The following is a 24,995-nucleotide window of genomic DNA, read 5'->3' on the forward strand; positions in this document are numbered from 1 at the left end:
GTTCACTCCGTTCACGCGGGTACAGAGACTTCGCTTTAGTAGTTTACCTGGGAAGGCCCATCTCCCGTTGCTCGATCGTTTCGATCGGGCACTGTGGACTGCGATTGCGTTTCAACTGGCTTCGTCGGTGGCGGCGCGGTTTTATCTGCTGGCGGGAAATAGAGTGGACCTTTCAGACCACAGCCCGTCAGGCTGAACAGAGTAAGAAGTACAGCGAGTGCCTGAAACACGTTTTTCATTATGGATTGCCCGTAAAGTTCATACTTTCTGTTTTCTATCATCGCAGGAGAAGACGTAAAAGCAAGAGTTTGGCTAAAACTGCAACGTGAATTCTTTCAGGTTATACTCTCGCCATCATGAAAAAACGGAAAAACACCAATGAACGACAGTGAATTTCACCGCCTTGCCGACACCCTGTGGATGACCATTGAAGAGCGTCTGGACGACTGGGACGGCGACAGCGATATCGACTGCGAGATCAACGGCGGCGTGCTGACCATCAGCTTTGAAAACGGCAGCAAGATTATTATTAACCGTCAGGAGCCGCTGCATCAGGTGTGGCTGGCGACCAAACAGGGTGGCTACCATTTTAACTTGAAAGGTGACGAATGGATTTGCGACCGTAGCGGTGAACGCTTCTGGGATCTGCTGGAGCAGGCTGCAACGCAACAGGCGGGAGAAGCCGTGAGCTTCCGTTGAGGTTTTGTGCCGGATGCGCTTTGCTTATCCGGCCTACCCGTTTCGCGTCAATTGTAGGCCGGATAAGGTGTTTACACCGCCATCCGGCACAATAATCACGAAAAATACTGCTGCAACATCGGCGTGTCATTATCCTGATTAGCCGGCGGGACCGGGTTAATCGGCTGGGTACGGAACGGGATAACCTGCGCGCGACCATCGGTTTTCACAATCTGATAGAACTGCGGCAGATTAAAGTTAATGAAGCTGGAGCCGTAGGTAAAGCGATCGTGCGACGAGGAGTAGAAGCGGCTAACATCGCGAACCAGCTCTTCTTTGCTGCCTTCGCAATGGTGATACACCTCGACCCGATTACTCTCGTCCAGAATGTAGATATTAAAGCCCTGTTCATCACCCGTTTCTTCGAAAAAGAACTGGATGATCCCTTCACTGGCAAAACCATCCACTACCGACGGCAATTTCACGTGATTGGTCTCAACCTGAACGGAAAGACCGTGCAGCTTGTTGTGTGAAATTGCGCCGTAGAACTCAATGGCGTTTTCCAGTTTCTGTACCGACACATTCAAACGCTCAAAGAACAGTCCCCACGTCTGCCCGGCAACGCGCAGCGCTTTGAAGCGACCGGTTTCATGGCGTGTACTGGAAAGGCGCAGCTCAATGCACTCGGACACCAGTTGCTGGACGCGTGTACGGATCAGGCCACGTAAATGCTGGCTATAACAGAAGACCTCGACGCTGTCCGGCGGTGCCGCATCTTGATGCATTTTGCCGAGAATCGTTTTTAACGCTTCAATCATCGCCTGCTCGCCGTTGAAGTGCAGCGTACGTACTTCGTTCCACGAGTTGCGGTACAGCAGGTCTACGCTACCGACCAGGCAATTTTGTTCTTCGCCAAAGCTGAAGACGTCCAGCTTACGGAAATCAAAATGCACCACCTGATTGCGGAATGCCGCCGTCGGGTCGTATTCAAGGTTGACGATAATCGCCAGATGGCGAATCTCACACGGGCTGTACAGCGCTTTCGGCGTAGGTGCCGGCAAGCGCAGCGGGAAGTGGTGCGATACGTCAGCGACCATCTCCTGCAGCTTCGGCAGATCGACAATGCCGTTGCCCTTAATAAACAAATGCGTACGTGATGTCAGCAGACCGTTAAACCACGCCCACGCCACCAGTTTGTTCAGGTAGCGGTTATATTCCAGCGGCTGATGGCTGATGATCGAATCCATGTTGGGCGCACGGTTGTAGAGATACCAACCTGAACGGTTAGCACGACCCGGCGGCACATGGATAAAGGTCAGATACGGTTCCGAGAGGTCCGGTGAGATCTGCGGGTTCACCAGCGTCACTTTGCCCGGCAGGGCCTCAAACGCAGCGTAAAGCTTACGGGTCAGCACGCCAATGTCCTGCGGGCTGGCGCTGACGCTGAGGTTGTTACGACGCGCGAAGCGGATCAGGTTACGGTAGCTCTGCATCATCGCATCGAGCAGTTCGTTGTGCGCTTCACGAACCTGGTCAATCTTCCAGTTGGCGCGGTTATCCAGCATGGTCAGACGGGCGTCGTCCCAGCCCCACTCTTTCACTAACTGACTTAGCACTTCACGACGCCAGCCCACGCAGGCGCGCTCGCGGCTCAGTTTCTCGCACACTTTTAAGTAGAAACATCGACGAACTAAATCGAGGCGCGTCGGATCTTCGATTGCCGTGAGGTACTCGGTCACGCGCTCCAGCATCATGCAGTACGGATCGAGACCAAAAGAGACGATCTCGCCGTCGTGCAGGCGCTGTTTAATGTCTTTCGCCAACAGGCGTGGATTGGGGTATTCCCAGGAATACGCTTCCAACAGCAGCGTTTTTAGCACCGCTTTGTACGGGGAGTCGATACTCTTGTACAACTGCCAAAGGCTGGCGCCAAAGTACTCTTCGGCGGAAAGCGAGCTGAGCCCACCCAGATCCAGCCATTCGTTTGGCGTTAACACCCCCTGTGCGTAGAGCGTCATAACGTAATCGTCGTAATGCTCTTCTTCGTCGCCCGGCACCATATTCCATAGAATACGTTTGCCCGCGAGGCGCACGGCGGTGCGATAAAATTCATCAAGCAACAGGATGTGCTGCGTTGAGCCACAGTCTTCACCACCCAGACTGCCGCTTTCATTGTGACGGAAACGGTTTTCATCAATCAGGAAGAAACTGACTTCCACGCCCAGCGAGGCGGCCCAGCTTTCCAGCAGGCTGCATTTACGCTGCAGCAACTGGCGCTCTTCGCTATCCAGCCAGGATTGATGGCAGACCCAGATATCCAGGTCAGAGGAACAGCTTTGCCCGACTGAAGAGGTGCTGCCCATCGAGTAAACGCCGGTAATCGGCAGCTCACCCTTCGGGGGGTCCTGCGGCGACATGCCGCGGTACAGCTCCAGCTCATTCAGGTAGTGACGTTGGGTTTCATCAGGCGTGTAAAAGCATATGCCTTTGGGAACGTTACCATCGAGGTAACCCGGCATCAGCGGATGGTGGTAGTGCAATAATGTCGGCAGCAGACTGTATACCTGCTGGAAAGCAGGGCCCATGGCAGCAAGCGCGCGATCGACACGCAGTTGATTTATGGCATCCAGTCTCTGTTTCAGAGTCTCAATATAGAGGTACAAGACGTATCGCCTGATTTTGCTATCCGTCATGGTGTCGACTGCTGCAGCGCATGCGCTTACCAACACTCTTCAGCAATTCGGATAAACCGTATGTCAAAAATAACCGTTACCTTTTTTTCTCCGCACTTTTTTTAGGGAGTACAGCCGAAAAAATGGTCTAAAACGTGATCAATTTAACACCTTGCTCATTGACCGTAAAGAAAGATGCGCTACATACAAGTGTAGCACCGTTCGTTGCGTGTAAATTCCTTCATACGGTCGGGAGGTATCTCGTCATTAATCACTGCCAGTGATGATGCAGCGCCTTTTCGTCTCACTACGTTTGAGCGTAACGCTGACATCCCTTTGATAAGGATGTTAGGATGGTTAATGATTGATAATGACGGTAACAAGCATGTTAGACAATGTTTTGAGAATTGCCACACGCCAAAGCCCCCTTGCGCTCTGGCAGGCACATTATGTCAAAGACGCTTTAATGGCAAATCACCCCGGTCTGGTCGTTGAACTGGTCCCTATGGTGACCCGTGGCGACGTGATCCTGGATACCCCGCTGGCGAAAGTCGGGGGGAAAGGTTTATTTGTCAAAGAGCTGGAAGTCGCGCTGTTAGAAAAACGCGCCGATATCGCCGTGCATTCCATGAAGGATGTGCCGGTCGAGTTCCCTGAAGGGCTTGGGCTGGTCACTATCTGTGAACGCGAAGATCCGCGCGATGCGTTTGTCTCAAATAAATTTAACTCACTGGATGACCTCCCGGAAGGCAGCATCGTTGGGACGTCGAGCCTACGTCGCCAGTGCCAATTGGCGAAGCAGCGCCCGGACCTTGTTATCCGCTCATTGCGTGGCAACGTGGGCACACGCCTGAGCAAACTGGATAACGGCGACTATGACGCCATTATTCTTGCCGTCGCCGGGCTAAAGCGTTTAGGGCTTGAGTCACGCGTCCGGACCGCGCTGCCGCCAGAGGTCTCTCTGCCAGCTGTCGGGCAAGGTGCTGTGGGCATAGAATGTCGACTTGACGATCTACGTACCCAGGCGCTGCTGGCCCCGCTCAACCATGAAGAAACCGCCCTGCGCGTCAAAGCGGAACGCGCCATGAACACCCGCCTGGAAGGGGGCTGTCAGGTGCCTATTGGCAGCTATGCAGAACTCATCAACGGTGAGATTTGGCTACGAGCGCTGGTCGGTGCACCTGACGGGTCGCAGATGGTGTGTGGAGAGCGTCGTGGTGCACCGCAGGATGCCGAACAAATGGGCATTTCCCTGGCGGAAGAACTGTTAGAGAACGGTGCGCGCACCATTCTGGCTGACGTTTATAACGGAGAAGCACCGGCATGAGTATTCTGGTCACCCGCCCGTCTCCCGCAGGGGAAGAGTTAGTGAGCCGTCTGCGCACACTGGGGCAGGTGGCCTGGAGTTTTCCGCTTATCGAGTTTTCGCCCGGTCGGGAACTGGCAACGCTAGCCTCCCGACTGTCGGCGCTCACGGAAAACGATCTGGTCTTTGCTCTCTCGCAGCATGCCGTCAACTTTGCCGATGCCGAGCTTTCGCAGCAGGGGGCAAACTGGCCCACTCTCCCGCGCTATTTTGCTATCGGTCGCACAACAGCGCTGGCATTGCATACCGTGAGCGGATGCAATATTCACTATCCGCTGGATCGGGAAATCAGCGAAGTCTTGCTACAATTACCTGAATTACAAAATATTGCGGGAAAACGCGCGCTTATTTTACGCGGCAACGGCGGTCGTGAGCTGATAGGCGAAACCTTAACAGCTCGTGGTGCAGATGTTGATTTTTGTGAATGTTATCAACGCAGTGCAAAACATTACGATGGTGCAGAAGAGGCGATGCGCTGGCATTCACGCGGTGTGACGACGGTGGTTGTCACCAGCGGAGAGATGCTGCAACAGCTCTGGTCTCTTATTCCGCAGTGGTATCGTGAGCACTGGTTACTACGCTGTCGGCTGCTGGTCGTCAGTGAGCGTCTGGCGCACCTCGCCCGGGAACTGGGCTGGCAAGATATTAAGGTCGCTGATAACGCCGACAACGATGCGCTACTGCGCGCATTACAATAACTCTCATAATGGGATGCCATAATGACGGAACAAGAAAAATCCTCCGCCGTGGTTGAAGAGACCAGGAAGGCCGTGGAAACAACGCCACAGCCAGTCAAAGCAGAAAAAAAGAACCACAACAACACCGCACTGATCCTGAGCGCAGTGGCAATTGCGATTGCACTGGCGGCGGGCGTGGGTCTGTATGGCTGGGCGAAACAGCAGGCAACAACGCAAACAGCAACCAGCGATGCGCTGGCGACTCAGCTCATCGCGCTACAAAAAGCGCAGGAAAGTCAGAAGAGCGAGCTGGAAGGCATTATTAAACAGCAGGCCACACAGCTGGATGAAGCCAGTCGACAGCAGGCCGCGCTGGTCAAACAGCTTGATGAAGTCCAGCAGAAGGTCGCCACCATCTCCGGCAGTGATGCAAAAACCTGGCTGCTGGCACAGGCTGATTTCCTGGTGAAACTGGCCGGACGTAAATTATGGAGCGATCAGGACGTTACGTCTGCGGCAGCGCTGCTGAAAAGCGCCGATGCCAGCCTGGCAGACATGAACGATCCCAGTTTGATTACCGCCCGTCGCGCCATCACCGATGATATCGCCAGCCTGTCTGCGGTTTCACAGGTCGACTACGACGGCATTATCCTCAAGGTAAATCAGCTCTCCAACCAGATTGATAACCTACGCCTGGCGGACAACAACACCGACGATTCACCGATGGATTCCGACAGCAGTGAGCTTTCCAGCTCTATTAGCGAATGGCGCGTCAATCTGCAAAAAAGCTGGCAGAACTTTATGGACAGCTTTATTACCATTCGCCGTCGCGATGAAACTGCCGTTCCGCTACTGGCACCAAATCAGGACGTTTACCTGCGTGAAAATATCCGTTCTCGCCTGTTAGTCGCCGCACAAGCCGTGCCACGTCATCAGGAAGAAACCTATCGCCAGGCGCTGGAGAATGTCTCCACCTGGGTACGCGCCTATTACGACACCGACGATGCAACCACCAAAGCGTTTCTTGATGAAGTGGATCAGCTGAGCCAGCAAAGCATCAGTATGAACGTGCCGGACACGTTGCAGAGCCAGACCATTCTCGAGAAGCTCATGCAAACCCGCGTGCGTAATTTACTGGCACAGCCAACAACCTCTCCAGCCGAGGCTGCACCTGCACCTGCACCTGCACCTGCACCTGCACCTCAGGCTGACACGCCGGCAACCGCGCCGCAGGGAGAATAATGATGCTAAAAGTATTATTGCTCTTTGTGCTGCTGATCGCCGGGATCGTCGTCGGCCCAATGATCGCCGGTCATCAGGGATACGTGCTGATCCAAACAGACAACTACAACATTGAAACCAGCGTGACGGGTCTGGTGATCATCCTGATCGTCGCCATGGTCATTCTGTTTGCGATTGAATGGCTGCTGCGCCGTATTTTCCGCACCGGTGCGCATACGCGCGGCTGGTTTGTGGGTCGCAAGCGCCGCCGTGCACGTAAGCAGACCGAGCAGGCTCTGCTCAAGCTGGCAGAAGGCGACTATCAGCAGGTTGAAAAACTGATGTCGAAAAATGCCGATCACGCGGAACAGCCGGTAGTCAATTATCTTCTGGCAGCAGAAGCGGCTCAGCAGCGTGGTGATGAAGCTCGCGCTAATCAGCACCTTGAACGTGCAGCTGAACTGGCCGGGAACGATACAATCCCGGTGGACATCACCCGTGTTCGCCTACAGTTGGCCCGCAATGAGGACCACGCCGCGCGCCACAGCGTCGACAAGCTGCTGGAAGTGACGCCGCGTCACCCGGAAGTTCTGCGTCTGGCTGAGCAGGCTTACATTCGCACCGGTGCATGGAGTTCCTTACTGGATATCATTCCTTCTATGGCCAAAGCACGCGTGGGTGATGAAGAACACCGTGCCATGCTGGAACAACAAGCCTGGGTGGGCCTGATGGATCAGGTTCGCGCCGATCAGGGTAGTGAGGGTCTACGCGCATGGTGGAAAAACCAGAACCGTAAAACCCGTCATCAGGTTGCCCTGCAGGTCGCCATGGCTGAGCATCTGATTGAGTGCGACGATCATGATACGGCACAGCAAATCATCATTGAGGGTCTGAAACGCCAGTATGACGACCGCCTGGTACTGCCTATCCCGCGTCTGAAAACCAACAACCCTGAGCAGATAGAAAAAGTGCTGCGCCAGCAGATTAAAGCCGTGGGCGATCGCCCGCTTCTGTGGAGTACGCTTGGTCAGTCGTTGATGAAGCACGGTGAATGGCAGGAGGCAACGATCGCCTTCCGTGCGGCCCTTAAACAGCGTCCGGATGCCTACGACTACGCCTGGCTGGCCGACGCGCTGGACAGACTGCATCAACCAGAAGAAGCCGCCACGATGCGTCGTGATGGCCTGATGCTGACGCTACAGAACAACAATCCTTCGCAGTGATTCCCTCTTGCCCGGTGACACTTCGCTTACCGGGCAATCGTATACACAAAATCATTCAAGATGCATCAAGGCGGCAAGTCTGGGAATCCACAAGCGCTTACATAAGTAAGTGACTGGGGTGACAAATCTGTCAGGAACAGATTTGAACGCTGTTTGCGGCGGCCCCGTAGGGGTGAGGCCCAAGGATGGGCCGAATAACCCAGGCGTAGCCAACAAAGAGGCAGCTTGAAGGATGACGTGTATATGCATAAAAAAACGCCCGCTCTTTTGGAGCAGGCGTTAAACAGGTCTGTATGACAACATAAATGGGTGCTTCACTCAACGTTATGTCCATGGTGTTTGATGAGGCTAACGCGACATCTGTCAGTGGACGATAAGCACCGGAAACGGCTCTGCGTCATTCCTGAGTTTATGAGGCCAGATGGCGAACATAAGAGATGGAATGAGCATCTACACGCATATTATTGCACAAGGCATGCCATGATTGCACTGCAAAAACTAGTTATTCGGACTTTTTAAGACATCAGGTAATTCGGGACATGGCAGCGATATCACACAGGTCTTTCTTTGTGTAAGTGCCTGAAAGAAGAGAAAATCAGAAAACAAAAAACCCCGCCGAAGCGGGGTTCAAAATTGGTCGGCGAGAGAGGATTCGAACCTCCGACCCACTGGTCCCAAACCAGTTGCGCTACCAAGCTGCGCTACTCGCCGTTTTACTGCTTTTTGAATTTTTAGTTCAATTCTTTAAGTCGTGGTGCGAGGGGGGGGACTCGAACCCCCACATCCTAAGGACACTAACACCTGAAGCTAGCGCGTCTACCAATTCCGCCACCTTCGCATTTCACAACTTTAAATTAATGGGGTGGCTAATGGGATTCGAACCCACGACAACTGGAATCACAATCCAGGGCTCTACCAACTGAGCTATAGCCACCACTGCAAATCTTTTACGCGGTATTAAAACCACCGCAGCTCTGGCACCCTACTAAATGGTGCGCCCGACAGGATTCGAACCTGAGACCTCTGCCTCCGGAGGGCAGCGCTCTATCCAGCTGAGCTACGGGCGCTTAGCGCCGTTGCGGGGCTGGATATTACGGAGGTCTCGGTCTGCTGTCTAGTGCTTTTTTAAAATAAATTACCGTTTGGTCACGGAATGTGCGTTTTGTCGCTTATTCCTCCAGTTTTTGGCTTTCCCCATGCCGATTCAGACCAAAAACCTTATAAATGAGCGTCACAGCCAGTATGAAGCCCATACCCACAAACAGCGACATTCGGGTATCTTCATTAAAATACATGCCGATCAATACGCAAATCAGGAACGCCATCGTCAAATAATTCGCCCACGGGAACAGAATGGAGCGGAAAGGATGGCTGGCAATCGCCTCTTTGTGTGCCTGACGAAAACGCAGTTGGCTAATCAGGATAACAAACCACGGTACCATCCCCGGCAACACACTGGCGCTATAGACATACACAAAGACACGCTGCGGATTCGGAATAACGTAATTCAGGCATGAGCCAATCAGCAAGATAGCGATAGAAATCGCTACGCCAGCAACCGGCACGCCATGACGAGAGACTTTTCCAACAACGGCAGGTAGTTGACGGTTCTTCGCCAGCGCGTACAGCATACGACCACAGCTATACATCCCGCTGTTGCAGCCAGACAGCGCGGCGGTCAGGACCACGAAGTTGATAATCCCGGCCGCAGCGGTAATTCCAATTTTGGCAAACGTGAGAACGAACGGGCTGCCGTTACTGCCAATCTCATTCCACGGGAAGATAGTGACGATCACAAATATCGCGCCGACGTAGAAAATCAGGATACGCCACAGCACTTTCCCTACCGCGCTACGCAATGTGACCTGCGGATTTTTGGCTTCACCCGCCGTGATGCCGATCAGCTCCACCCCCTGGTAGGAGGCCACCACGATACATAACGCGGTCAGGAAGCCTTTCCAGCCACCGGCAAAAAAGCCGCCGTGCTCGGTCAAGTTGCCGAAACCAATCGCCTGGCCGCCATTACCAAAGCCAAAGAAGATAACGCCGACCCCAATGACGATCATCACAATGATGGTGGTCACTTTGATCATCGCAAACCAGAACTCAATTTCACCGTACAGCCGAACCGCCGCCAGGTTTGCCAACGCCACTAACCCGACTGCAATCAGCGCGGGTATCCACTGTGCCATATCCGGGAACCAGAACTGCACGTAGACGCCAATGGCGGTAATTTCCGAGATCCCCACCGCCATCCACATAAACCAGTACGACCAGGCAGTGAGATAACCAAAGAAGGGGCTCATATAACGGTGGGCATACACCGCGAATGAACCGGCAACCGGCTCCAGAAACAGCATCTCGCCCATGGAACGCATAATGAAAAAGACGAACAGCCCGGCGACAATATAGGCCAACAGAACTGATGGCCCCGCCCATTTGAGGGTGCTGGCGGCGCCCATAAACAATCCAACGCCAATAGTGCCCCCAAGGGCAATTAATTCGATATGACGAGCCTCCAGCCCACGCTGTAGCTCAGGTTTACTTTCTGCCATAAATCCTCTTGTTGTGTTTGTATGCTTTCCGGTATGACCGGTTATCGTTATGGGTACATCGTTTTTTTGCCATAACAGGCCATACGGCGCCGACCGCTTGACGGTTGGCACCCAAAACACCACGGCACTATCATGATTGTTGCGAATGGTTTCCTAAAATCACTTAAATGGCAATTAAAGCATTCAAAAAATGAATAGATTGTTTGAGAAAGCAGCGATTATGTTGTGAATAAGTAGCGCGCTCAGCAGAATGCGCTACATACCAAAGAAGGGAGGAGATCAGAGATTGCCGGTATAGTGCCAGCGCAGATAACGTAATAAGCGAAGTTGACGCGTGATACGGCTCGGCTGCGACAGCAAGCGGTACAGCCACTCCAGCCCGAGGTTTTGCCAGACTTTAGGCGCACGCTTTACATGGCCGGTAAAGACGTCGTAGGTGCCACCCACGCCCATATACAGCGCATCGGGATGAACCTGGCGGCAATCACGCATAAAGATTTCTTGTTTCGGTGACCCCATCGCTACGGTAACAATCTGCGCACCGCTGGCGTGAATCCGCTCGAACAGCGCCTGACGCTGCTGCGGCGTAAAATAGCCGTCCTGGCTGCCCACAATGTTCACGTTCCATTGTGTACGCAGTTTTGCTTCCGTCTGCGCCAGCACCTCCGGCTTGCCGCCAATCAGGAAGACCGGCGTTCCTTCCCGGCCTGCTCGTGCCATTAAGGCCTCCCACAGATCGGCACCGGCCACACGTGAAACCTGGGCCTGTGGAAATTTTTTTCGCACGGAACGCACGACGCTGATCCCATCGGCGTATTTGAACTCAGCGGCATCGATCAGCGCGCGTACCTCAGGGTTATCTTCCGCTGTCAGCAACTTCTCAGCATTGATCGCCACCAGCGTCCCCTGCCTAAGATGCCCTTCTGCAAACAGGTAATTCAGCGCATGCTGCATATCGCGCCAGCCAATCAGTTGTAATCCGCGCAGTGTATACAACGGCGCAGTGGTGTTATCAGTCATTACTATCCTTCAACCTGTGTCCGGGGCAGCGATTTTATGCGTTTATGAATCAGTCCGGCACTGTCAAACAGCCAGAACAACAGTTTTGCCACCAGCAAACAGACACCAAAAATCACGAGGAAAAAGACCACTCGCGAGACAAACGAATCCAGTCCTTCACGTGCTAACACGATCATATTGAAAATGGCACCGAAACAGAAACTGTGCAAAATCGCCGACTTGTAGCGGTTTGTTTCCCGGTTACCTAACTCGTACAGCCAGTCGAACCATTTGATGATAAGTCCAACCACAATCGCGCCTAACGGGATAAACAACGCCCCGCCCATCACCACCAGCGAGCCAATTAATGTTGGCGAGATAGCCAGCCCCGAGTGGTTGTTCAACACTTCCCAGGTAAAGTAGTTCGCCGAATTGAGTACGATGCTCGGTCGCCCAGGCCACAGCCAACTGGGGATAAACACATAGAAGTCACGCACGATCGGCGCCAGACCCTGGAACTCAATATTGTGGTAATTCTGCAGCAACAATGCCAGGTTTTCCCACGGCGAGAAGGTGTCGCGCGTCAGATACAGGAAAGTATAGAACGCTTCGTCTCCGCTGACGTTCATGCCGTAGCGCTTCAGCGCCAACCAGAACATCCCCACAATGCCCAGCACGCCAGCGGCCGCCAGCATCCACAGCGAAATCCAGCCGCGAATAATGCCGATAAACAGGAAGATGGCAAAGGCGATGATGATATTGGCGCGCGTGCCGCCGACAATCATATAGGTCAGCAAGCCAAACGCGACGGTGCTTACCAGAAAAAACAGCCACGCTTTGCTGTCCTGACGCAGGAAGTATACCACCAGCATCGCTGGGATGAAGAAGTAGAAGAAGCGCTTCAACGCCACACCGGAAACTTCACTGGAGAAGATCTGGCTGTAGGACTGCAGTCTGAACAGCAGGAAGCCGTTGTGCATAAAGAATATGCCCACGCTCACTAGCGCAATCGCCATCAATATTATCCACGTCAGATGAGCCTCAACGCGGTTGATAGTAAACAGTGGCTTACGCGGTCTTTCCGCCGTTCGCCTGCGTAAACGGGTTTTATAGGTCACGTAATAGACAGCATAGAAACAGGCGGCTGACAGCAGCGCCTGCAGCAGAATTTCCGGCGGGGCCACCGCCACGTCGAAGCGGAATACCAGCACGCTGGTCAGCGGAAAGCCAAAGAAAAACGTCAATAAAAACAGCAATGAGAAGAACACATTGAAGTTAAAGCGTACCCGTCGGAACTCAAACCAGGTCAACGTGGCGATAAACAGTGTGGAGAGCAGCCACACCACCAGCAGACCGCTGAATTGCATCAGGCTCATACCGTTTCTCCGGAAGCAATTTTCAGCGCGTTATGCCACGGCTGTAGGTAATTCGGGCTAAAGAAGGTAATGGCGCTCTTATCGACCGAGGCCAGCTGACGCTGCGCTTCGCGCACAATACCTTCATTGAGTTCATCGGTGGTAAACAATACCGGCAAGTTTTGCTCTGCCATATCCTGCCAGAAGGGGTTTTCGCGGTTAAGCACACACGGAATACCGGCCTGGATCAACAGACACAAGGTGCCGATCCCCTGCTGACGAGCAAAAATAAAGTAGCCCAAATCGCACTGACGCAGTAACGCCAGATAAGCCTCAAATTCCAGCTTTTCGCTGAGAATGTGCAGGTTTTCCGCACGAAATAATGCCAGTCCAGCCTGACGAACGTCATCGATATACGCCGCATTATTGGCAGGGTAACCCATGGGCACAATCACGTTCACCGTATCGCCAAACTGCTGATGCACGGCGCGCAGCGCGGCAATATGTTCATTGCTGCGGTCGCCGGAGTTTCCCACCAGAATGGTCATTTTCCCGCTGCGTTCACGCCCGTCGCTCATCGTATTGAGCGATGGATCCATGCGCGTCGGGAAATACAGCAGCTCACCGCGCACGCGCGGATGCAGCCCAGCGAAATAGCGCAAATCACCCCGCGTGGCAAACACGCAGCCCACGCGGTTTTGCGCCAGCCGACGAAGCGGATAAAACAGGTGGAATTTCAGTCCACTGGAGACTTCATACAGATCGGCGCCCCAGATGTGCCAGTAAAACTGCTCGGGTTTAATTCCCCCACTCAGCAGTGCCAGCCATAAGCTGGTATTGAACTGACCGTGAAAGAAGAAACGCTGTTGACGATCCGCTTTCGCTTTCTTAATAACCGCCTCTGCCATCGCCTTTTTCCCGCTATAGAAACTCAGCGATAACGCCGGGCAACTTTCGCTGAATCCCGCATCCTGCCCGGCAACCATAAACACGCGCGCGTGCTCGCTCGTCGCAGCCAGCGAGTCGTTGAAAAACCGCAATACGGTTTGGTTATGGTGAGGGATATCCGATCCCAGAACGTGAATCAGTACTGTCATGCCCGCCTACGCCAGAGTAAAAATACGCCGCAACAGAGAGAAAAATAGACCACATAGGTTGCCATATATGCCTGGGCTGCTCCCAGAGCGCCATGCGCAGGGATCAGCCAGTGGGCAAATGCCGTCAATAACGTGAACTGGCTAATTTCAGCCAAAATATAAAACCGTAGCGACGCTTTCGCGATCACCAAATAGCCAAAAACGTAAGCCCCTACTTTCAGGACATCGCCCACCAACTGCCAGGCAAACAGATCGCGCATCGCGGTAAATTTAGCCGAAAACAGCAGCCAGATAGCAAAGTCACGCAGCAGCCAGACGGTGAAACTCGCGGCAGCAACCGCCGGTAGCACAAACTTCAGCGACTTTACGACCTCGCGCGAAATGTCATGCTTTTCAGTTAAGCGCGACAGCGTCGGCAGCAAGTAAACGCTGAATGAGGCGGTGATAAATTGCAGATACGCATCGGAAATACTGCTCACCCCCTGCCAGATCCCCACGTCATCCCAGCTGTAATGGGCTGCCAGCAGGTTTCGCATCATTACGTACGCCACCGGCAGCGTCACGGAGGTGACCAACGCCATCAGCGTGAACTTGCTTAACTGCCCGGCCAGACCGTTATCCCAGCAGGGTTTCAGGTAGCGCAGTGGGATAGTTCCACGCTTAATCAACATCGCAGCAGCGGGGATCACTACCAGCGCAGGCACCAGCGCCAGCCCTAACAACGCACCTTCGTAACCCCCGAGACGATAGCAACCATAATAGGCCACCACGCCCACCAGGCTACCGACAATCAGCGATAGCGCATTGCCGGCAGCATCGCGAAAACCTTTCATCAACGCCAGCAGCAGGTTCGCCCAGGCTATGCCCATCTGTACCAGTGCAACCAGCCGCACTAACCCTTGATAATGCGTATGACCAAATAAACCCTGGCTGATCGGCGCTGCTGCCAGCAGAAAAAGGGCGGCCATCAGCGTGGAGAATCCCAGCACCATCGCCGAAGAGGTACCGACCACACGGCGTAACTGCGCCGGATCGTCATGATGCTGTGCGACGTACTTCGTGACGCCGTTGAATATTCCGGCCCCCGCCAGTACACCGAGCACAGTAACCATCTGGCGGAAGTTACCCGCCTGCCCCACACCGGCCGGGCCAAATGAAACCGCCAGCAGTTTCACCACCAGAAGGCCCGCACCAATTTTTACCAGCGTACTGGCTGCCGTCCACAGGGACGCTTTAGCAAGCGACATATCAGGCGAAGTAGTTCAGTAAGGTCGTAATCACTGTGCGCTGGTTGACCGGCGACAGATTGTAAAACAGCGGCAGGCGCAGCAGACGTTCGCTCTCCTGAGTGGTGTAACGATCAACTCCGGCAAACTCACCAAATTTATCGCCAGCCGGGCAATCGTGCAGCGGGATATAATGGAATACCGCCATGATTTCGGCTTCTTTCAGGAAGTTGATCAGCGCACTGCGATCGTCGATATCGCGCAGCTTGATATAAAACATATGGGCATTTTGCACGCAATCCTGCGGGATGGAAGGCAGTTCAATACGCCCGGCGCGTGCCAGCGGTTCCAGCGCATCATAATAATTCTGCCACAGCGCCAGACGCTGCTGGTTGATACGATCCGCCGCTTCCAGTTGTGCCCACAGATAGGCGGCCTGCAGATCGGACATCAAATAGCTGGAACCAATATCTCGCCAGGTGTATTTATCCACTTGGCCACGGAAAAACTGGCTACGGTTGGTCCCTTTTTCGCGGATGATCTCAGCACGTTCGATTAATTTTTTATCATTAATCAGCGTGGCTCCACCTTCGCCACCCGCGGTGTAATTTTTGGTTTCGTGGAAGCTAAAGCAGCCAATATGACCAATTGTTCCCAGCGCGCGGCCTTTGTAGGTCGACATCACGCCCTGAGCGGCATCTTCCACCACGAACAGGTTGTACTTAGCCGCCAGTGCCATAATGGTGTCCATTTCGCAGGCAACGCCCGCGTAATGCACCGGCACGATAGCGCGGGTTTTGTCGGTGATCGCCGCTTCAATCAGCGTTTCGTCAATGTTCATGGTATCCGGGCGGATATCGACAAAGACGACTTTGGCCCCACGCAGCACGAAGGCGTTGGCGGTGGAGACAAAGGTGTAGCTCGGCATGATCACTTCATCGCCAGCCTGGATATCAAGCAGCAATGCCGCCATCTCAAGCGAGGCGGTACAGGAGGGTGTCAGCAGCACTTTCGCGCTGCCAAAATGTTGCTCCAGCCACTGCTGGCAACGACGGGTAAAACCGCCGTCACCGCACAGTTTTCCGCTGCTCATCGCAGACTGCATGTATTCAAGCTCGGTGCCCACCACCGGCGGTGCGTTAAATGGGATCATGTTGTCACCTGTATAACCAGTACGCGGTGCTTTCTACATTGGCACCGCTCTGTATGTAACGTTTAAGCGCGGCGATATTGCCCATCTGGGTCGCCACGCGCAATGTTGTTTTACCGCGAGCCTGCGCCCAGCACAGCGCAGCCTGCATCAGTTCTGCGCCCGCACCGCGACCAGCCAGTAGGCCAATACGCGCGTCGGTCTCATTCAGTTCACGCAGTGAGACATAGCCACGAATATCGCCAGCCTGTGTGCGAAAAACGAGACACTGATGGTCGAACGTGCCCAGTACGGCATTTTCAATCCACTGCGCGTAGAAACGCGCGCTGGCATCTGGCGCATACCACGGCGCACGAAAACGGCTTTGCGCGAACGCCTGCCCCGCCAACTGGCGTAACGCCTGGATATCTGCAGTTTGTGCGACCTGCGCGCTGGGATTGTCATAAACGCCCGTGACCGACAGCGCTAAATCCACTTCCCCTTCGACCAGCGAGAAACCCAGCTGCTGCAATGCATCTAACTCCTGGGCGTTCGCCGCAGGAATTTTCGCCTGTACCCGCTCCCAGGGCTGCAACGAATCCGCAGTCAGAACCGGCGCATGCGGGTCAACACGCACAATGGCGCTCTTCACGCCAAAGAACGTACTCTCCCAATTCAGCGGCTCAATACTGGCGCGGACGAGCACGGAGTAGCTCCAGCAGATATTGACCATAACCGGTTTTAGCCAGAGAACTGGCGGCACGCTTCACGCCTTCATCATCCAGCCAGCCGTTGCGCCAGGCGATTTCTTCCAGGCAGGCAATTTTAAAGCCCTGACGTTTCTCAACCGTCTGTACGAACATACTCGCTTCAATCAGGCTGTCATGCGTACCGGTATCCAGCCAGGCAAAACCACGGCCGAGCAGTTCCACCGTCAGGTTACCCGCGTCAAGATACATCTGGTTGATGGAGGTAATCTCCAGCTCTCCACGCTCGGAAGGCTTCACGCGTTTTGCGTACTCCACCACCTTACTGTCGTAGAAATAGAGTCCCGTCACCGCCCAGTTAGATTTCGGTTCTTTCGGCTTCTCTTCCAGCGAGACGGCGCGGAAATTGTCGTCAAATTCCACCACGCCGAAACGCTCAGGATCCATAACCTGATAGCCAAATACCGTCGCCCCTTCCGTTCGGGCAGCAACGTGGCGCAGTTTTGGACTAAATCCCTGTCCAAAGAAGATGTTGTCACCTAAAACCAGACAGGAAGGCTCACCGTTAAGGAACGTTTCCCCGATGATAAACGCCTGCGCCAGTCCGTCCGGGCTGGGCTGCTCGGCATAATGCAACTCAATGCCAAACTCAGAGCCATCGCCCAGCAAACGCTGGAAATAGCCTTTATCTTCCGGCGTGGTGATAATCAGGATTTCACGGATCCCCGCCAACATCAGCACCGATAGCGGGTAGTAAATCATCGGCTTGTCGTAAATCGGTAATAGCTGTTTCGATACGCCACGCGTAATGGGGTACAGGCGAGAACCCGACCCTCCCGCCAAAATGATACCTTTCATGCGTACCTCCTCCGGAAATTAACCCTTCAGACCTAAACGTTCACCCTGGTAGCTGCCGTCCTGCACGGGCTTCCACCACGCCTCATTCGCCAGATACCATTGCACGGTTTTGCGCATGCCGCTCTCAAACGTTTCCTGCGGCATCCAGCCAAGTTCACGTGCAATCTTCGACGCATCAATGGCGTAACGTTGATCGTGGCCAGGACGATCGTCAACAAAGGTGATCAGTGAGCGGTACAGCGCAAGGCCCTGTGGCTTGTTGGGGGCCAGTTCTTCCAGCAGACAGCAAATCGTCTCGACTACGTCCAGATTCTTACGCTCGTTGTGCCCGCCGATGTTATATGTTTCCCCCACGGCCCCGGTGGTCGCTACGCAATACAACGCGCGGGCATGATCCTCCACGTACAGCCAGTCGCGGATCTGCTGCCCGTTGCCGTATACCGGCAGCGGTTTGCCCGCCAACGCGTTAAGAATCGTCAGTGGGATCAGCTTTTCCGGGAAGTGGTACGGGCCGTAGTTGTTGGAGCAGTTGGTAATCAGCGTAGGTAAACCGTACGTACGTAGCCAGGCACGGACCAGATGGTCGCTACTGGCTTTCGATGCGGAATAAGGGCTACTTGGTGCATACGGCGTGGTTTCAGTGAAAAAATCATCCGTAGAATGGAGATCGCCATACACTTCATCGGTCGAAATATGATGGAAACGAAACGCCGATTTTTTCTCATCGGTTAATACGTTCCAGTAAGCACGCGCCGCTTCCAGCAGGGTGTAGGTACCCACAATATTGGTTTCGATAAATGCAGCCGGACCATCAATGGAACGATCAACGTGGCTTTCCGCCGCCAGGTGCATGACGCAGTCTGGCTGATACTGTTGAAAGACAGCGTCAAGCGCAGCCCGATCGCAGATATCAACTTTCTCAAAGGCAAAACGGTCATTCTGTGCGACTGGCGTTAGCGACATCAGGTTGCCGGCATAGGTCAGTTTATCGACCACCACCACAGCATCCTGCGTCTCGTTAATGATATGCCGTACAACCGCGGAGCCGATAAATCCGGCGCCACCGGTGACCAGAATTCGTTTCATTATCGCCAGACTCCTTTGGTATCAACCACGTACTGCTGGTGTACCGCATCGCCTTTAATCGCTTTAAATTCATTATGGTCGACCAGCATCACCAGCACATCAGCGCTTGCCAGTGCGTCGTCCAGTTTCGCCAACGTACACAGGCCATCCAGTTTTTTTGGCAGTTGATGAACATTCGGTTCCACCACCAGCGTTTCACCGCCGTGCCACTGGGCGATACTCAGCGCGATACCCATCGCCGGGCTTTCACGTAAATCGTCAATATTCGGTTTAAATGCCAGGCCAAAACAGGCAATTTTCACCTCGCTGGCGCGTTTGTTCGTCTTCGTCAGACAATCCGCTACGGCGGCTTTTACCCGATCAACAACCCAGTGAGGTTTGCCATCATTGACTTCACGGGCGGTGCGGATCAATTTCGCCTGCTGCGGGTTCTGCGCCACAATAAACCATGGATCGACTGCAATACAGTGACCGCCAACGCCGGGACCAGGTTGCAGTATATTGACGCGCGGGTGTCGGTTCGCCAGGCGAATCAGTTCCCAGACGTTAATCTCCTGTTCGGCGCAAATCAGCGACAGTTCATTGGCAAAGGCGATATTCACGTCGCGGAAGCTATTTTCAGTAAGTTTACACATTTCCGCTGTGCGGGCGTTAGTCACCACACATTCACCTTCAAGGAAGATGTTGTACAGCTCGCTGGCGCGCGCGGAACAGACGGGCGTCATCCCGCCAATCACACGATCGTTTTTAATCAGCTCGACCATCACCTGGCCCGGCAGCACGCGCTCTGGACAATAGGCAATATTGACGTCTGCCTGTTCCCCAGCCTGTTGCGGGAACGTCAGATCAGGCCGAATTTCGGCAAGCCATGCGGCCATCTGCTCGGTCGCCCCGACGGGTGACGTTGACTCGAGGATCACCAGCGCACCTTTTTTAAGCACCGGTGCCACTGACTTCGCCGCCGCTTCGACGTACACCATATCGGGTTCATGCTCCCCTTTGAACGGGGTAGGCACAGCGATTAAATACGCATCCGCTTCCGTGGGTTTGGTGGTCGCCCGAAGATACCCCTCTTCTACAGCTGTTTTCACCACCGCACCGAGGTCGGGTTCAACGATATGGATCTCACCACGGTTAATGGTGTCCACCGCATGCTGATTAACATCTACGCCAATCACGTGTTTTTGACGGGAAGCAAAAGCAGCTGCGGTTGGCAGCCCGATATAACCCAGCCCAATGACAGAAATGGTCGTAAAACTCATAGCGATATCCGATTGTTTTTTAACGCGTCTAAAATGCGACCACACGCTTGCCCATCGCCATACGGATTATGGGCTCGGCTCATGGTCTGATATTCATCTTCGTCATGCAGCAAACGCGTGACTTCTTCCACAATACGCTGCGGATCTGTCCCCACCAGCCGCACCGTGCCTGCAGTAATGGCCTCCGGGCGCTCCGTCGTTTCGCGCATCACCAGCACTGGCTTACCCAGTGATGGGGCTTCTTCCTGAATACCGCCAGAATCGGTCAGGATCAACCAGGCGTGGTTCATCAGCCAGACAAACGGCAGGTACTCCTGCGGCTCGATCAAAATCACATTGTCAACGTGACCCAGGATGCGATTAACCGGTTCGCTGACGTTAGGGTTCAGGTGCACCGGGTAGACAATCTGCACATCCTGATTCGCCGCTGCAATTTCTGCCAGCGCATGGCAGATTTGCTCAAAACCGCGACCAAAGCTTTCCCGACGATGACCGGTCACCAGGATCATCTTTTTATCCGCGCTCAGGAAAGGATAATGCTCGGCCAGTTCGGCCCGCAGTTCATCGCTCGCCAGTACGCGATCGCGAACCCAGATCAACGCATCAATCACCGTATTGCCGGTGACAAAAATGCGGTTATCGGCAATGTTTTCGCGTAACAAGTTCTGCCGCGAGTTTTCCGTAGGTGCAAAATGATACATCGCCAGACGCCCGGTCAGCGTGCGGTTTGCCTCTTCCGGCCACGGAGAATAGAGATCGCCGGTTCGCAACCCGGCCTCAACATGTCCGACAGGAATACGCTGATAAAACGCGGCCAGACTGGTGGCAATGGTCGTTGTCGTATCACCATGTACCAGTACGACATCCGGTTTAAACTCAGCCAGAATCGGCTTTAACCCTTCAAGGATTCGGCAGGTAATTTCGGTGAGTCCCTGACCGGGCTGCATAATATTGAGATCGTAGTCAGGCACAATGGAAAAGAGGTTCAACACCTGATCAAGCATCTCCCGATGCTGCGCTGTGACGCAAACTTTCGCCTCAAAATCAGGATCTTTTGCCAGCGCATGAACCAGAGGTGCCATCTTGATGGCCTCCGGTCGCGTGCCAAATACAGTCAGTACTTTCACATCGATTCTCTTCGGATTGGCAGCGAGGGCCCAGCCCCTCACTGCAACGGTATTGCTAAATCGAGCGGCGACGGGTTAACGCGACACCGGCACCGATCAAGGCCCCGACAATGCCCCACATAATCATCAGGAAGGCACGGCGCGGGCTATCACGTTTTACCGGTTCTTCCGGCGTCCGCAAATAACGATAGGTCTGAAAACGTGGGTCCAGAGTAGGACCGACGTTCAGCGTATTGAGCATGGCTCTGTTTTGGAAATAATCCAGATCGAACTCTGGACCAACGGCCTGCAAGTTTTCGAGTCGCGCCTGCAGCATAGGACGTCCGAGCAAAAACAGCTCAGAGTCCGGTAATTCATCCGCAGGTACATCGGTTGAAGTGCGAGAAATATTATGTTGCTCGGCTATTTTGAGCGCTTGTTCAATGTTGTGAGCGCGACGAGAAAAGAGTGATTTCGCCACCTCTTCCTGGCGTTTAACCTGCGCTTTCATCTGTACCGTGCGCGCAGCCCACGCGCCTTTTAACTCATCGTTCAGATGGCGTGCTGCACGCTGGCTGGCAAATGCCACATACTGGCGCAGCAGGTTGTTAGCATCTGGAGCCGTTTCCGCAATCAGCTTCACGCTGTCATTAGTGTTGCGCTGTGCATCACCAGGTATAAACTGAATGTTATTAATCAGCTCATCCAACAATGCCGCATCGGCTTTACTGTTGCCGACCATCCGTTGCTTAAAGTAATCGGTCTGCTGCCAAAACTCACGGCGCGTATCCCACGAGGCAACCTGCATGACAAATTCTTTATACGCTTCGTCCATCACCGACGGTTGATCCGTGGATGCCAGGCTAGCCTTAATATCCAGGTTACGTAAAAACTGCTGCTGAGAGTAATAGCCCCCCAACATATTCACCGTAGGTCGGTCAGAAATGGCGGTCGCACTCCACTCCTGACGCGCAAAAAACGTATAGGCGAGAGCAACAAGCGCAAAGACGAGGGCCATACCGACAATCCACACCTTCCCTGCCCATAAGGTCCGAAACAACCCACGGATGTCCAGTTCATTTTCAGTGTTCACGGCACGCTCTCCCGGTAATGGCTGTGTCATCGCATCCTCATTTACTTGGTTAAGTTTGGTTTGTTTTCGCGGTTTCTTCGTAGCCTGCGTTTCATACGTTTGATAAATCTTGCCACCTTCCAGGCACGCTTGATGCAATAACCGTAGAAGAAGAATGCTAGCAAAAACAGCACCAGCATGACCCATTCAGGGACAAAATGAGAATATTCTGCCAGCACGCCAATGGCGGCCAGAATCGCAGCAGCCAGCGTAATCAGGACAAATGCCTGCCGGGAAGTAAACCCGGCACGCATGATCAAATGATGAATATGCTGGCGATCCGCAGAAAAAGGACTCATCCCCTTACGCAAACGACGGTACATGATGGCTACCATATCCATCAGAGGAATGGCGATAATCCACAGCGCAGTGACCGGGCTAATAGGATGGGTTTTACCCTGTGTGGTTTCCAGCAGGATCCAGATAACGGTGAAGCCAATTAGCGTACTGCCCGCATCGCCCATAAACACCTTGTAGCGACGACCTAACACACCGAGGTTGAGCAGAATATACGGCAGAATGGCGGCAATCATCGCGAAGCACCAGATTGCCAGGCTAGTTTGTCCATCAAACCAGAGGATCAGGCCCATTGCGGCAAAGGATACGCTGGACAGCCCGCCAAGCAGGCCATCAATACCATCAACCATATTGAAGGCGTTAATTGCCGCCCAGACGGCGAAGAGCGTCAGGAAATAGCCGAACGGACCGAGGACCATCTCCCAAGGGCCAAAGATGTAGCCCAGACTGCTGAGATAGAGTTTACCAACCACCATCATAATGACGCCGATGACCGCCTGAATTGTGGCGCGAATTTTTACGCTGATATCATAACGATCGTCCAGCGCGCCAATAAAAACCAGCACACCGGCACAGGCGAGGTAGAGAGAAGCATGTGGGATGTAATAATCTGCGATTAAGAACATAAAGCAAATACCGGCGTAAACCGAGATCCCCCCAACCAACGGTATCAGCCCCTGATGACGTTTACGATAGTTGGGCTTATCCACTAAACCGATCTTTTTTGCGACCTTACGCGCAAAAAAAAGGAACAGTGTCGTGAATAGAAAAATACTGATGAGATCAGTACTTGCTGTCAGTAAATTCACAATGCGTGCTCTCAGAGAAAATTATTAGCAGAAGTATAACCACGAAGACCTTTATTCAGAAGGGAAACTCCGTTCCGAAATGCCTGTTTTGTATAATTATTAATCACACAACACGAATGACGTATCGAGCGCAAAATAAAGGTGAGTGACATCACTATTGCTTATGTGTCGCTTAGGTTACAGGCATAAAAGCAAAACGCCACGTAAAACGTGGCGTTTTCAGAGGATGCCCGACTTAAGAGCGCTTCATCATATCGAAGAAGTCGTCGTTGGTCTTGGTCATCGCCAGCTTGTTAATGAGGAATTCCATCGCGTCGATTTCACCCATCGGATGAATGATTTTGCGCAGGATCCACATTTTCTGCAGCTCTTCCTGAGTGGTGAGCAGCTCTTCTTTACGGGTACCGGAACGGTTGTAGTCGATAGCCGGGAAGACGCGTTTTTCAGCAATCTTACGCGAGAGGTGCAGTTCCATGTTGCCGGTACCTTTAAACTCTTCATAGATAACTTCATCCATTTTAGAGCCGGTATCGACCAGCGCAGTCGCGATGATGGTCAGGCTGCCGCCCTCTTCCACGTTACGTGCCGCACCGAAGAAACGCTTCGGACGGTGCAGGGCGTTGGCATCAACACCACCAGTCAACACTTTACCGGAAGCCGGTACCACAGTGTTGTAGGCACGCGCCAGACGGGTGATGGAATCAAGCAGGATGATAACGTCTTTCTTGTGCTCAACCAGACGTTTCGCTTTCTCGATAACCATTTCCGCAACCTGAACGTGGCGAGATGCGGGTTCGTCAAAGGTGGAAGCAATCACTTCACCTTTAACCAGACGCTGCATCTCAGTCACTTCTTCCGGACGTTCGTCGATCAGCAGTACCATCAACACGCAGTCTGGGTGGTTGTACGCGATGCTCTGTGCAATGTTCTGCAGCAGCATGGTTTTACCGGCTTTCGGTGGTGCCACAATCAGACCACGTTGGCCGCGACCGATCGGAGACGCCAGATCCAGGACACGAGCCGTTAAGTCTTCTGTAGAACCGTTACCACGTTCCATACGCAGACGTGAGTTTGCGTGCAGCGGGGTTAAGTTCTCGAACAGAATCTTATTACGCGCGTTTTCCGGCTTGTCGTAGTTAACTTCGTTAACTTTCAACAATGCAAAGTAACGCTCACCCTCTTTAGGAGGACGAATCTTACCGGAAATGGTGTCACCAGTGCGGAGGTTGAAACGGCGGATTTGGCTAGGGGATACGTAGATGTCGTCTGGGCCTGCGAGGTAGGAACTGTCTCCAGAACGAAGGAAACCAAATCCATCCTGCAATATCTCCAGCACACCGTCACCAAAGATATCTTCGCCACTCTTTGCGTGCTGCTTCAGGATGGCAAAAATAATGTCCTGCTTGCGCATACGAGCCAGGTTTTCCAGGCCCATATTTTCGCCGAGAGTGATCAGCTCAGAAACCGGCGTATTCTTTAATTCGGTAAGATTCATAATGGTGTGAGTTCTTAAACTTGGGGTAAATCTCGAACTTAATGT

21 protein-coding genes and 4 tRNA genes are annotated in these 24,995 nt (G+C 53.4%); 5 read left to right on the forward strand and 20 right to left on the reverse strand.

Annotated features, from left to right (window positions below):
- Positions 1 to 35: 35 nt before the first annotated feature.
- Positions 36 to 239 (reverse strand): lipoprotein, encoded by a 204-nt coding sequence (locus IB214_RS23600; RefSeq protein WP_115259844.1) that lies wholly within the window; start codon positions 237 to 239, stop codon positions 36 to 38.
- A gap of 139 nt (positions 240 to 378) precedes the next feature.
- Here IB214_RS23600 and cyaY point away from each other — a divergent pair, with 139 nt between their 5' ends.
- On the forward strand, positions 379 to 699 hold the full coding sequence (cyaY, locus tag IB214_RS23605) for an iron donor protein CyaY (protein ID WP_096758930.1): 321 nt from the start codon (positions 379 to 381) through the stop codon (positions 697 to 699).
- A 95-nt stretch (positions 700 to 794) separates the two neighbouring features.
- Here cyaY and cyaA read toward each other — a convergent pair whose 3' ends face one another.
- Positions 795 to 3,341 carry a class I adenylate cyclase gene (cyaA, locus tag IB214_RS23610; protein ID WP_096758931.1) on the reverse strand — a complete coding sequence of 849 codons (2,547 nt, stop codon included), beginning with the start codon at positions 3,339 to 3,341 and terminating at the stop codon, positions 795 to 797.
- A gap of 394 nt (positions 3,342 to 3,735) precedes the next feature.
- Here cyaA and hemC point away from each other — a divergent pair, with 394 nt between their 5' ends.
- Genes hemC through hemY form a run of 4 tightly spaced genes read left to right on the forward strand, consistent with a single transcriptional unit; the run spans position 3,736 to position 7,837 of the window.
- Positions 3,736 to 4,677 carry a hydroxymethylbilane synthase gene (hemC, locus tag IB214_RS23615; RefSeq protein ID WP_135912796.1) on the forward strand — a complete coding sequence of 314 codons (942 nt, stop codon included), beginning with the start codon at positions 3,736 to 3,738 and terminating at the stop codon, positions 4,675 to 4,677.
- Positions 4,674 to 5,414: a uroporphyrinogen-III synthase gene (gene hemD, locus IB214_RS23620; RefSeq protein ID WP_117343795.1), complete on the forward strand. Its 741-nt coding sequence runs from the start codon at positions 4,674 to 4,676 to the stop codon at positions 5,412 to 5,414. Before hemC ends, hemD begins: the two co-directional genes overlap by 4 nt.
- 21 nt (positions 5,415 to 5,435) lie before the next feature.
- Complete coding sequence (hemX, locus tag IB214_RS23625) at positions 5,436 to 6,635, forward strand: uroporphyrinogen-III C-methyltransferase (protein WP_117343794.1); 1,200 nt, start codon at positions 5,436 to 5,438, stop codon at positions 6,633 to 6,635.
- A 2-nt stretch (positions 6,636 to 6,637) separates the two neighbouring features.
- The gene (hemY, locus tag IB214_RS23630) at positions 6,638 to 7,837 is read left to right on the forward strand and encodes a protoheme IX biogenesis protein HemY (protein WP_096759491.1); all 1,200 of its coding nucleotides are present in this window, start codon (positions 6,638 to 6,640) and stop codon (positions 7,835 to 7,837) included.
- Positions 7,838 to 8,471: 634 nt separating this feature from the next.
- Here hemY and IB214_RS23635 read toward each other — a convergent pair.
- From IB214_RS23635 to rho, 18 genes are all read right to left on the reverse strand, one after another.
- Positions 8,472 to 8,548: transfer RNA gene (locus IB214_RS23635), tRNA-Pro, on the reverse strand.
- A 41-nt stretch (positions 8,549 to 8,589) separates the two neighbouring features.
- A tRNA-Leu gene (locus IB214_RS23640) sits at positions 8,590 to 8,675 on the reverse strand.
- A gap of 20 nt (positions 8,676 to 8,695) precedes the next feature.
- Positions 8,696 to 8,771, reverse strand: a tRNA-His gene (locus IB214_RS23645).
- Between the two features lie 56 nt (positions 8,772 to 8,827).
- A tRNA-Arg gene (locus IB214_RS23650) sits at positions 8,828 to 8,904 on the reverse strand.
- A gap of 102 nt (positions 8,905 to 9,006) precedes the next feature.
- Positions 9,007 to 10,392 carry an amino acid permease gene (locus tag IB214_RS23655; RefSeq protein WP_115259850.1) on the reverse strand — a complete coding sequence of 462 codons (1,386 nt, stop codon included), beginning with the start codon at positions 10,390 to 10,392 and terminating at the stop codon, positions 9,007 to 9,009.
- A 279-nt stretch (positions 10,393 to 10,671) separates the two neighbouring features.
- The gene (gene wecG, locus IB214_RS23660; RefSeq protein ID WP_117343792.1) at positions 10,672 to 11,412 is read right to left on the reverse strand and encodes a lipopolysaccharide N-acetylmannosaminouronosyltransferase; all 741 of its coding nucleotides are present in this window, start codon (positions 11,410 to 11,412) and stop codon (positions 10,672 to 10,674) included.
- Positions 11,413 to 11,414: 2 nt separating this feature from the next.
- Positions 11,415 to 12,767, reverse strand: a complete 1,353-nt coding sequence (gene wzyE / locus IB214_RS23665) for an ECA oligosaccharide polymerase (protein ID WP_096758937.1) — start codon at positions 12,765 to 12,767, stop codon at positions 11,415 to 11,417.
- Positions 12,764 to 13,843: a TDP-N-acetylfucosamine:lipid II N-acetylfucosaminyltransferase gene (locus tag IB214_RS23670; protein ID WP_117343791.1), complete on the reverse strand. Its 1,080-nt coding sequence runs from the start codon at positions 13,841 to 13,843 to the stop codon at positions 12,764 to 12,766. Before IB214_RS23670 ends, wzyE begins: the two co-directional genes overlap by 4 nt.
- Positions 13,840 to 15,090 (reverse strand): lipid III flippase WzxE, encoded by a 1,251-nt coding sequence (gene wzxE / locus IB214_RS23675; RefSeq protein WP_117343790.1) that lies wholly within the window; start codon positions 15,088 to 15,090, stop codon positions 13,840 to 13,842. The genes IB214_RS23670 and wzxE overlap by 4 nt, the downstream gene beginning before the upstream one ends.
- Before the next feature lies 1 nt (position 15,091).
- Complete coding sequence (gene rffA / locus IB214_RS23680) at positions 15,092 to 16,222, reverse strand: dTDP-4-amino-4,6-dideoxygalactose transaminase (protein ID WP_096758940.1); 1,131 nt, start codon at positions 16,220 to 16,222, stop codon at positions 15,092 to 15,094.
- A gap of 4 nt (positions 16,223 to 16,226) precedes the next feature.
- Positions 16,227 to 16,904, reverse strand: a complete 678-nt coding sequence (rffC, locus tag IB214_RS23685; protein ID WP_117343789.1) for a dTDP-4-amino-4,6-dideoxy-D-galactose acyltransferase — start codon at positions 16,902 to 16,904, stop codon at positions 16,227 to 16,229.
- A complete protein-coding gene (rfbA, locus tag IB214_RS23690) occupies positions 16,882 to 17,763 on the reverse strand; it encodes a glucose-1-phosphate thymidylyltransferase RfbA (protein WP_096758942.1) in 882 nt (293 codons plus the stop codon). Before rfbA ends, rffC begins: the two co-directional genes overlap by 23 nt.
- Before the next feature lie 18 nt (positions 17,764 to 17,781).
- A complete protein-coding gene (rffG, locus tag IB214_RS23695) occupies positions 17,782 to 18,849 on the reverse strand; it encodes a dTDP-glucose 4,6-dehydratase (RefSeq protein ID WP_117343788.1) in 1,068 nt (355 codons plus the stop codon).
- Positions 18,849 to 20,111, reverse strand: coding sequence for a UDP-N-acetyl-D-mannosamine dehydrogenase (gene wecC / locus IB214_RS23700; RefSeq protein ID WP_117343787.1), 1,263 nt, complete (start codon positions 20,109 to 20,111; stop codon positions 18,849 to 18,851). The genes rffG and wecC overlap by 1 nt, the downstream gene beginning before the upstream one ends.
- Positions 20,108 to 21,238 carry a UDP-N-acetylglucosamine 2-epimerase (non-hydrolyzing) gene (wecB, locus tag IB214_RS23705; protein ID WP_096758945.1) on the reverse strand — a complete coding sequence of 377 codons (1,131 nt, stop codon included), beginning with the start codon at positions 21,236 to 21,238 and terminating at the stop codon, positions 20,108 to 20,110. The genes wecC and wecB overlap by 4 nt, the downstream gene beginning before the upstream one ends.
- Before the next feature lie 55 nt (positions 21,239 to 21,293).
- Positions 21,294 to 22,340, reverse strand: coding sequence for an ECA polysaccharide chain length modulation protein (wzzE, locus tag IB214_RS23710; protein ID WP_117343786.1), 1,047 nt, complete (start codon positions 22,338 to 22,340; stop codon positions 21,294 to 21,296).
- A gap of 11 nt (positions 22,341 to 22,351) precedes the next feature.
- The gene (gene wecA, locus IB214_RS23715) at positions 22,352 to 23,455 is read right to left on the reverse strand and encodes a UDP-N-acetylglucosamine--undecaprenyl-phosphate N-acetylglucosaminephosphotransferase (protein WP_117343785.1); all 1,104 of its coding nucleotides are present in this window, start codon (positions 23,453 to 23,455) and stop codon (positions 22,352 to 22,354) included.
- Positions 23,456 to 23,690: 235 nt separating this feature from the next.
- The gene (gene rho / locus IB214_RS23720; RefSeq protein WP_096758948.1) at positions 23,691 to 24,950 is read right to left on the reverse strand and encodes a transcription termination factor Rho; all 1,260 of its coding nucleotides are present in this window, start codon (positions 24,948 to 24,950) and stop codon (positions 23,691 to 23,693) included.
- Positions 24,951 to 24,995: the final 45 nt, after the last annotated feature.

This window comes from Citrobacter sp. C1 (assembly GCF_014596895.2).
Taxonomy (GTDB): domain Bacteria; phylum Pseudomonadota; class Gammaproteobacteria; order Enterobacterales; family Enterobacteriaceae; genus Citrobacter; species Citrobacter gillenii.

Excerpts from the sequence above, each read along its gene's own strand:
- IB214_RS23600 (WP_115259844.1), bottom strand. The coding sequence starts at position 239 with ATGAAAAACGTGTTTCAGGCACTCGCTGTACTTCTTACTCTGTTCAGC.
- cyaY (WP_096758930.1), top strand. The coding sequence starts at position 379 with ATGAACGACAGTGAATTTCACCGCCTTGCCGACACCCTGTGGATGACC.
- hemC (WP_135912796.1), top strand. The coding sequence starts at position 3,736 with ATGTTAGACAATGTTTTGAGAATTGCCACACGCCAAAGCCCCCTTGCG.
- hemD (WP_117343795.1), top strand. The coding sequence starts at position 4,674 with ATGAGTATTCTGGTCACCCGCCCGTCTCCCGCAGGGGAAGAGTTAGTG.
- hemX (WP_117343794.1), top strand. The coding sequence starts at position 5,436 with ATGACGGAACAAGAAAAATCCTCCGCCGTGGTTGAAGAGACCAGGAAG.
- hemY (WP_096759491.1), top strand. The coding sequence starts at position 6,638 with ATGCTAAAAGTATTATTGCTCTTTGTGCTGCTGATCGCCGGGATCGTC.
- IB214_RS23655 (WP_115259850.1), bottom strand. The coding sequence starts at position 10,392 with ATGGCAGAAAGTAAACCTGAGCTACAGCGTGGGCTGGAGGCTCGTCAT.
- wecG (WP_117343792.1), bottom strand. The coding sequence starts at position 11,412 with ATGACTGATAACACCACTGCGCCGTTGTATACACTGCGCGGATTACAA.
- wzyE (WP_096758937.1), bottom strand. The coding sequence starts at position 12,767 with ATGAGCCTGATGCAATTCAGCGGTCTGCTGGTGGTGTGGCTGCTCTCC.
- IB214_RS23670 (WP_117343791.1), bottom strand. The coding sequence starts at position 13,843 with ATGACAGTACTGATTCACGTTCTGGGATCGGATATCCCTCACCATAAC.
- wzxE (WP_117343790.1), bottom strand. The coding sequence starts at position 15,090 with ATGTCGCTTGCTAAAGCGTCCCTGTGGACGGCAGCCAGTACGCTGGTA.
- rffA (WP_096758940.1), bottom strand. The coding sequence starts at position 16,222 with ATGATCCCATTTAACGCACCGCCGGTGGTGGGCACCGAGCTTGAATAC.
- rfbA (WP_096758942.1), bottom strand. The coding sequence starts at position 17,763 with ATGAAAGGTATCATTTTGGCGGGAGGGTCGGGTTCTCGCCTGTACCCC.
- rffG (WP_117343788.1), bottom strand. The coding sequence starts at position 18,849 with ATGAAACGAATTCTGGTCACCGGTGGCGCCGGATTTATCGGCTCCGCG.
- wecC (WP_117343787.1), bottom strand. The coding sequence starts at position 20,111 with ATGAGTTTTACGACCATTTCTGTCATTGGGCTGGGTTATATCGGGCTG.
- wzzE (WP_117343786.1), bottom strand. The coding sequence starts at position 22,340 with ATGACACAGCCATTACCGGGAGAGCGTGCCGTGAACACTGAAAATGAA.
- rho (WP_096758948.1), bottom strand. The coding sequence starts at position 24,950 with ATGAATCTTACCGAATTAAAGAATACGCCGGTTTCTGAGCTGATCACT.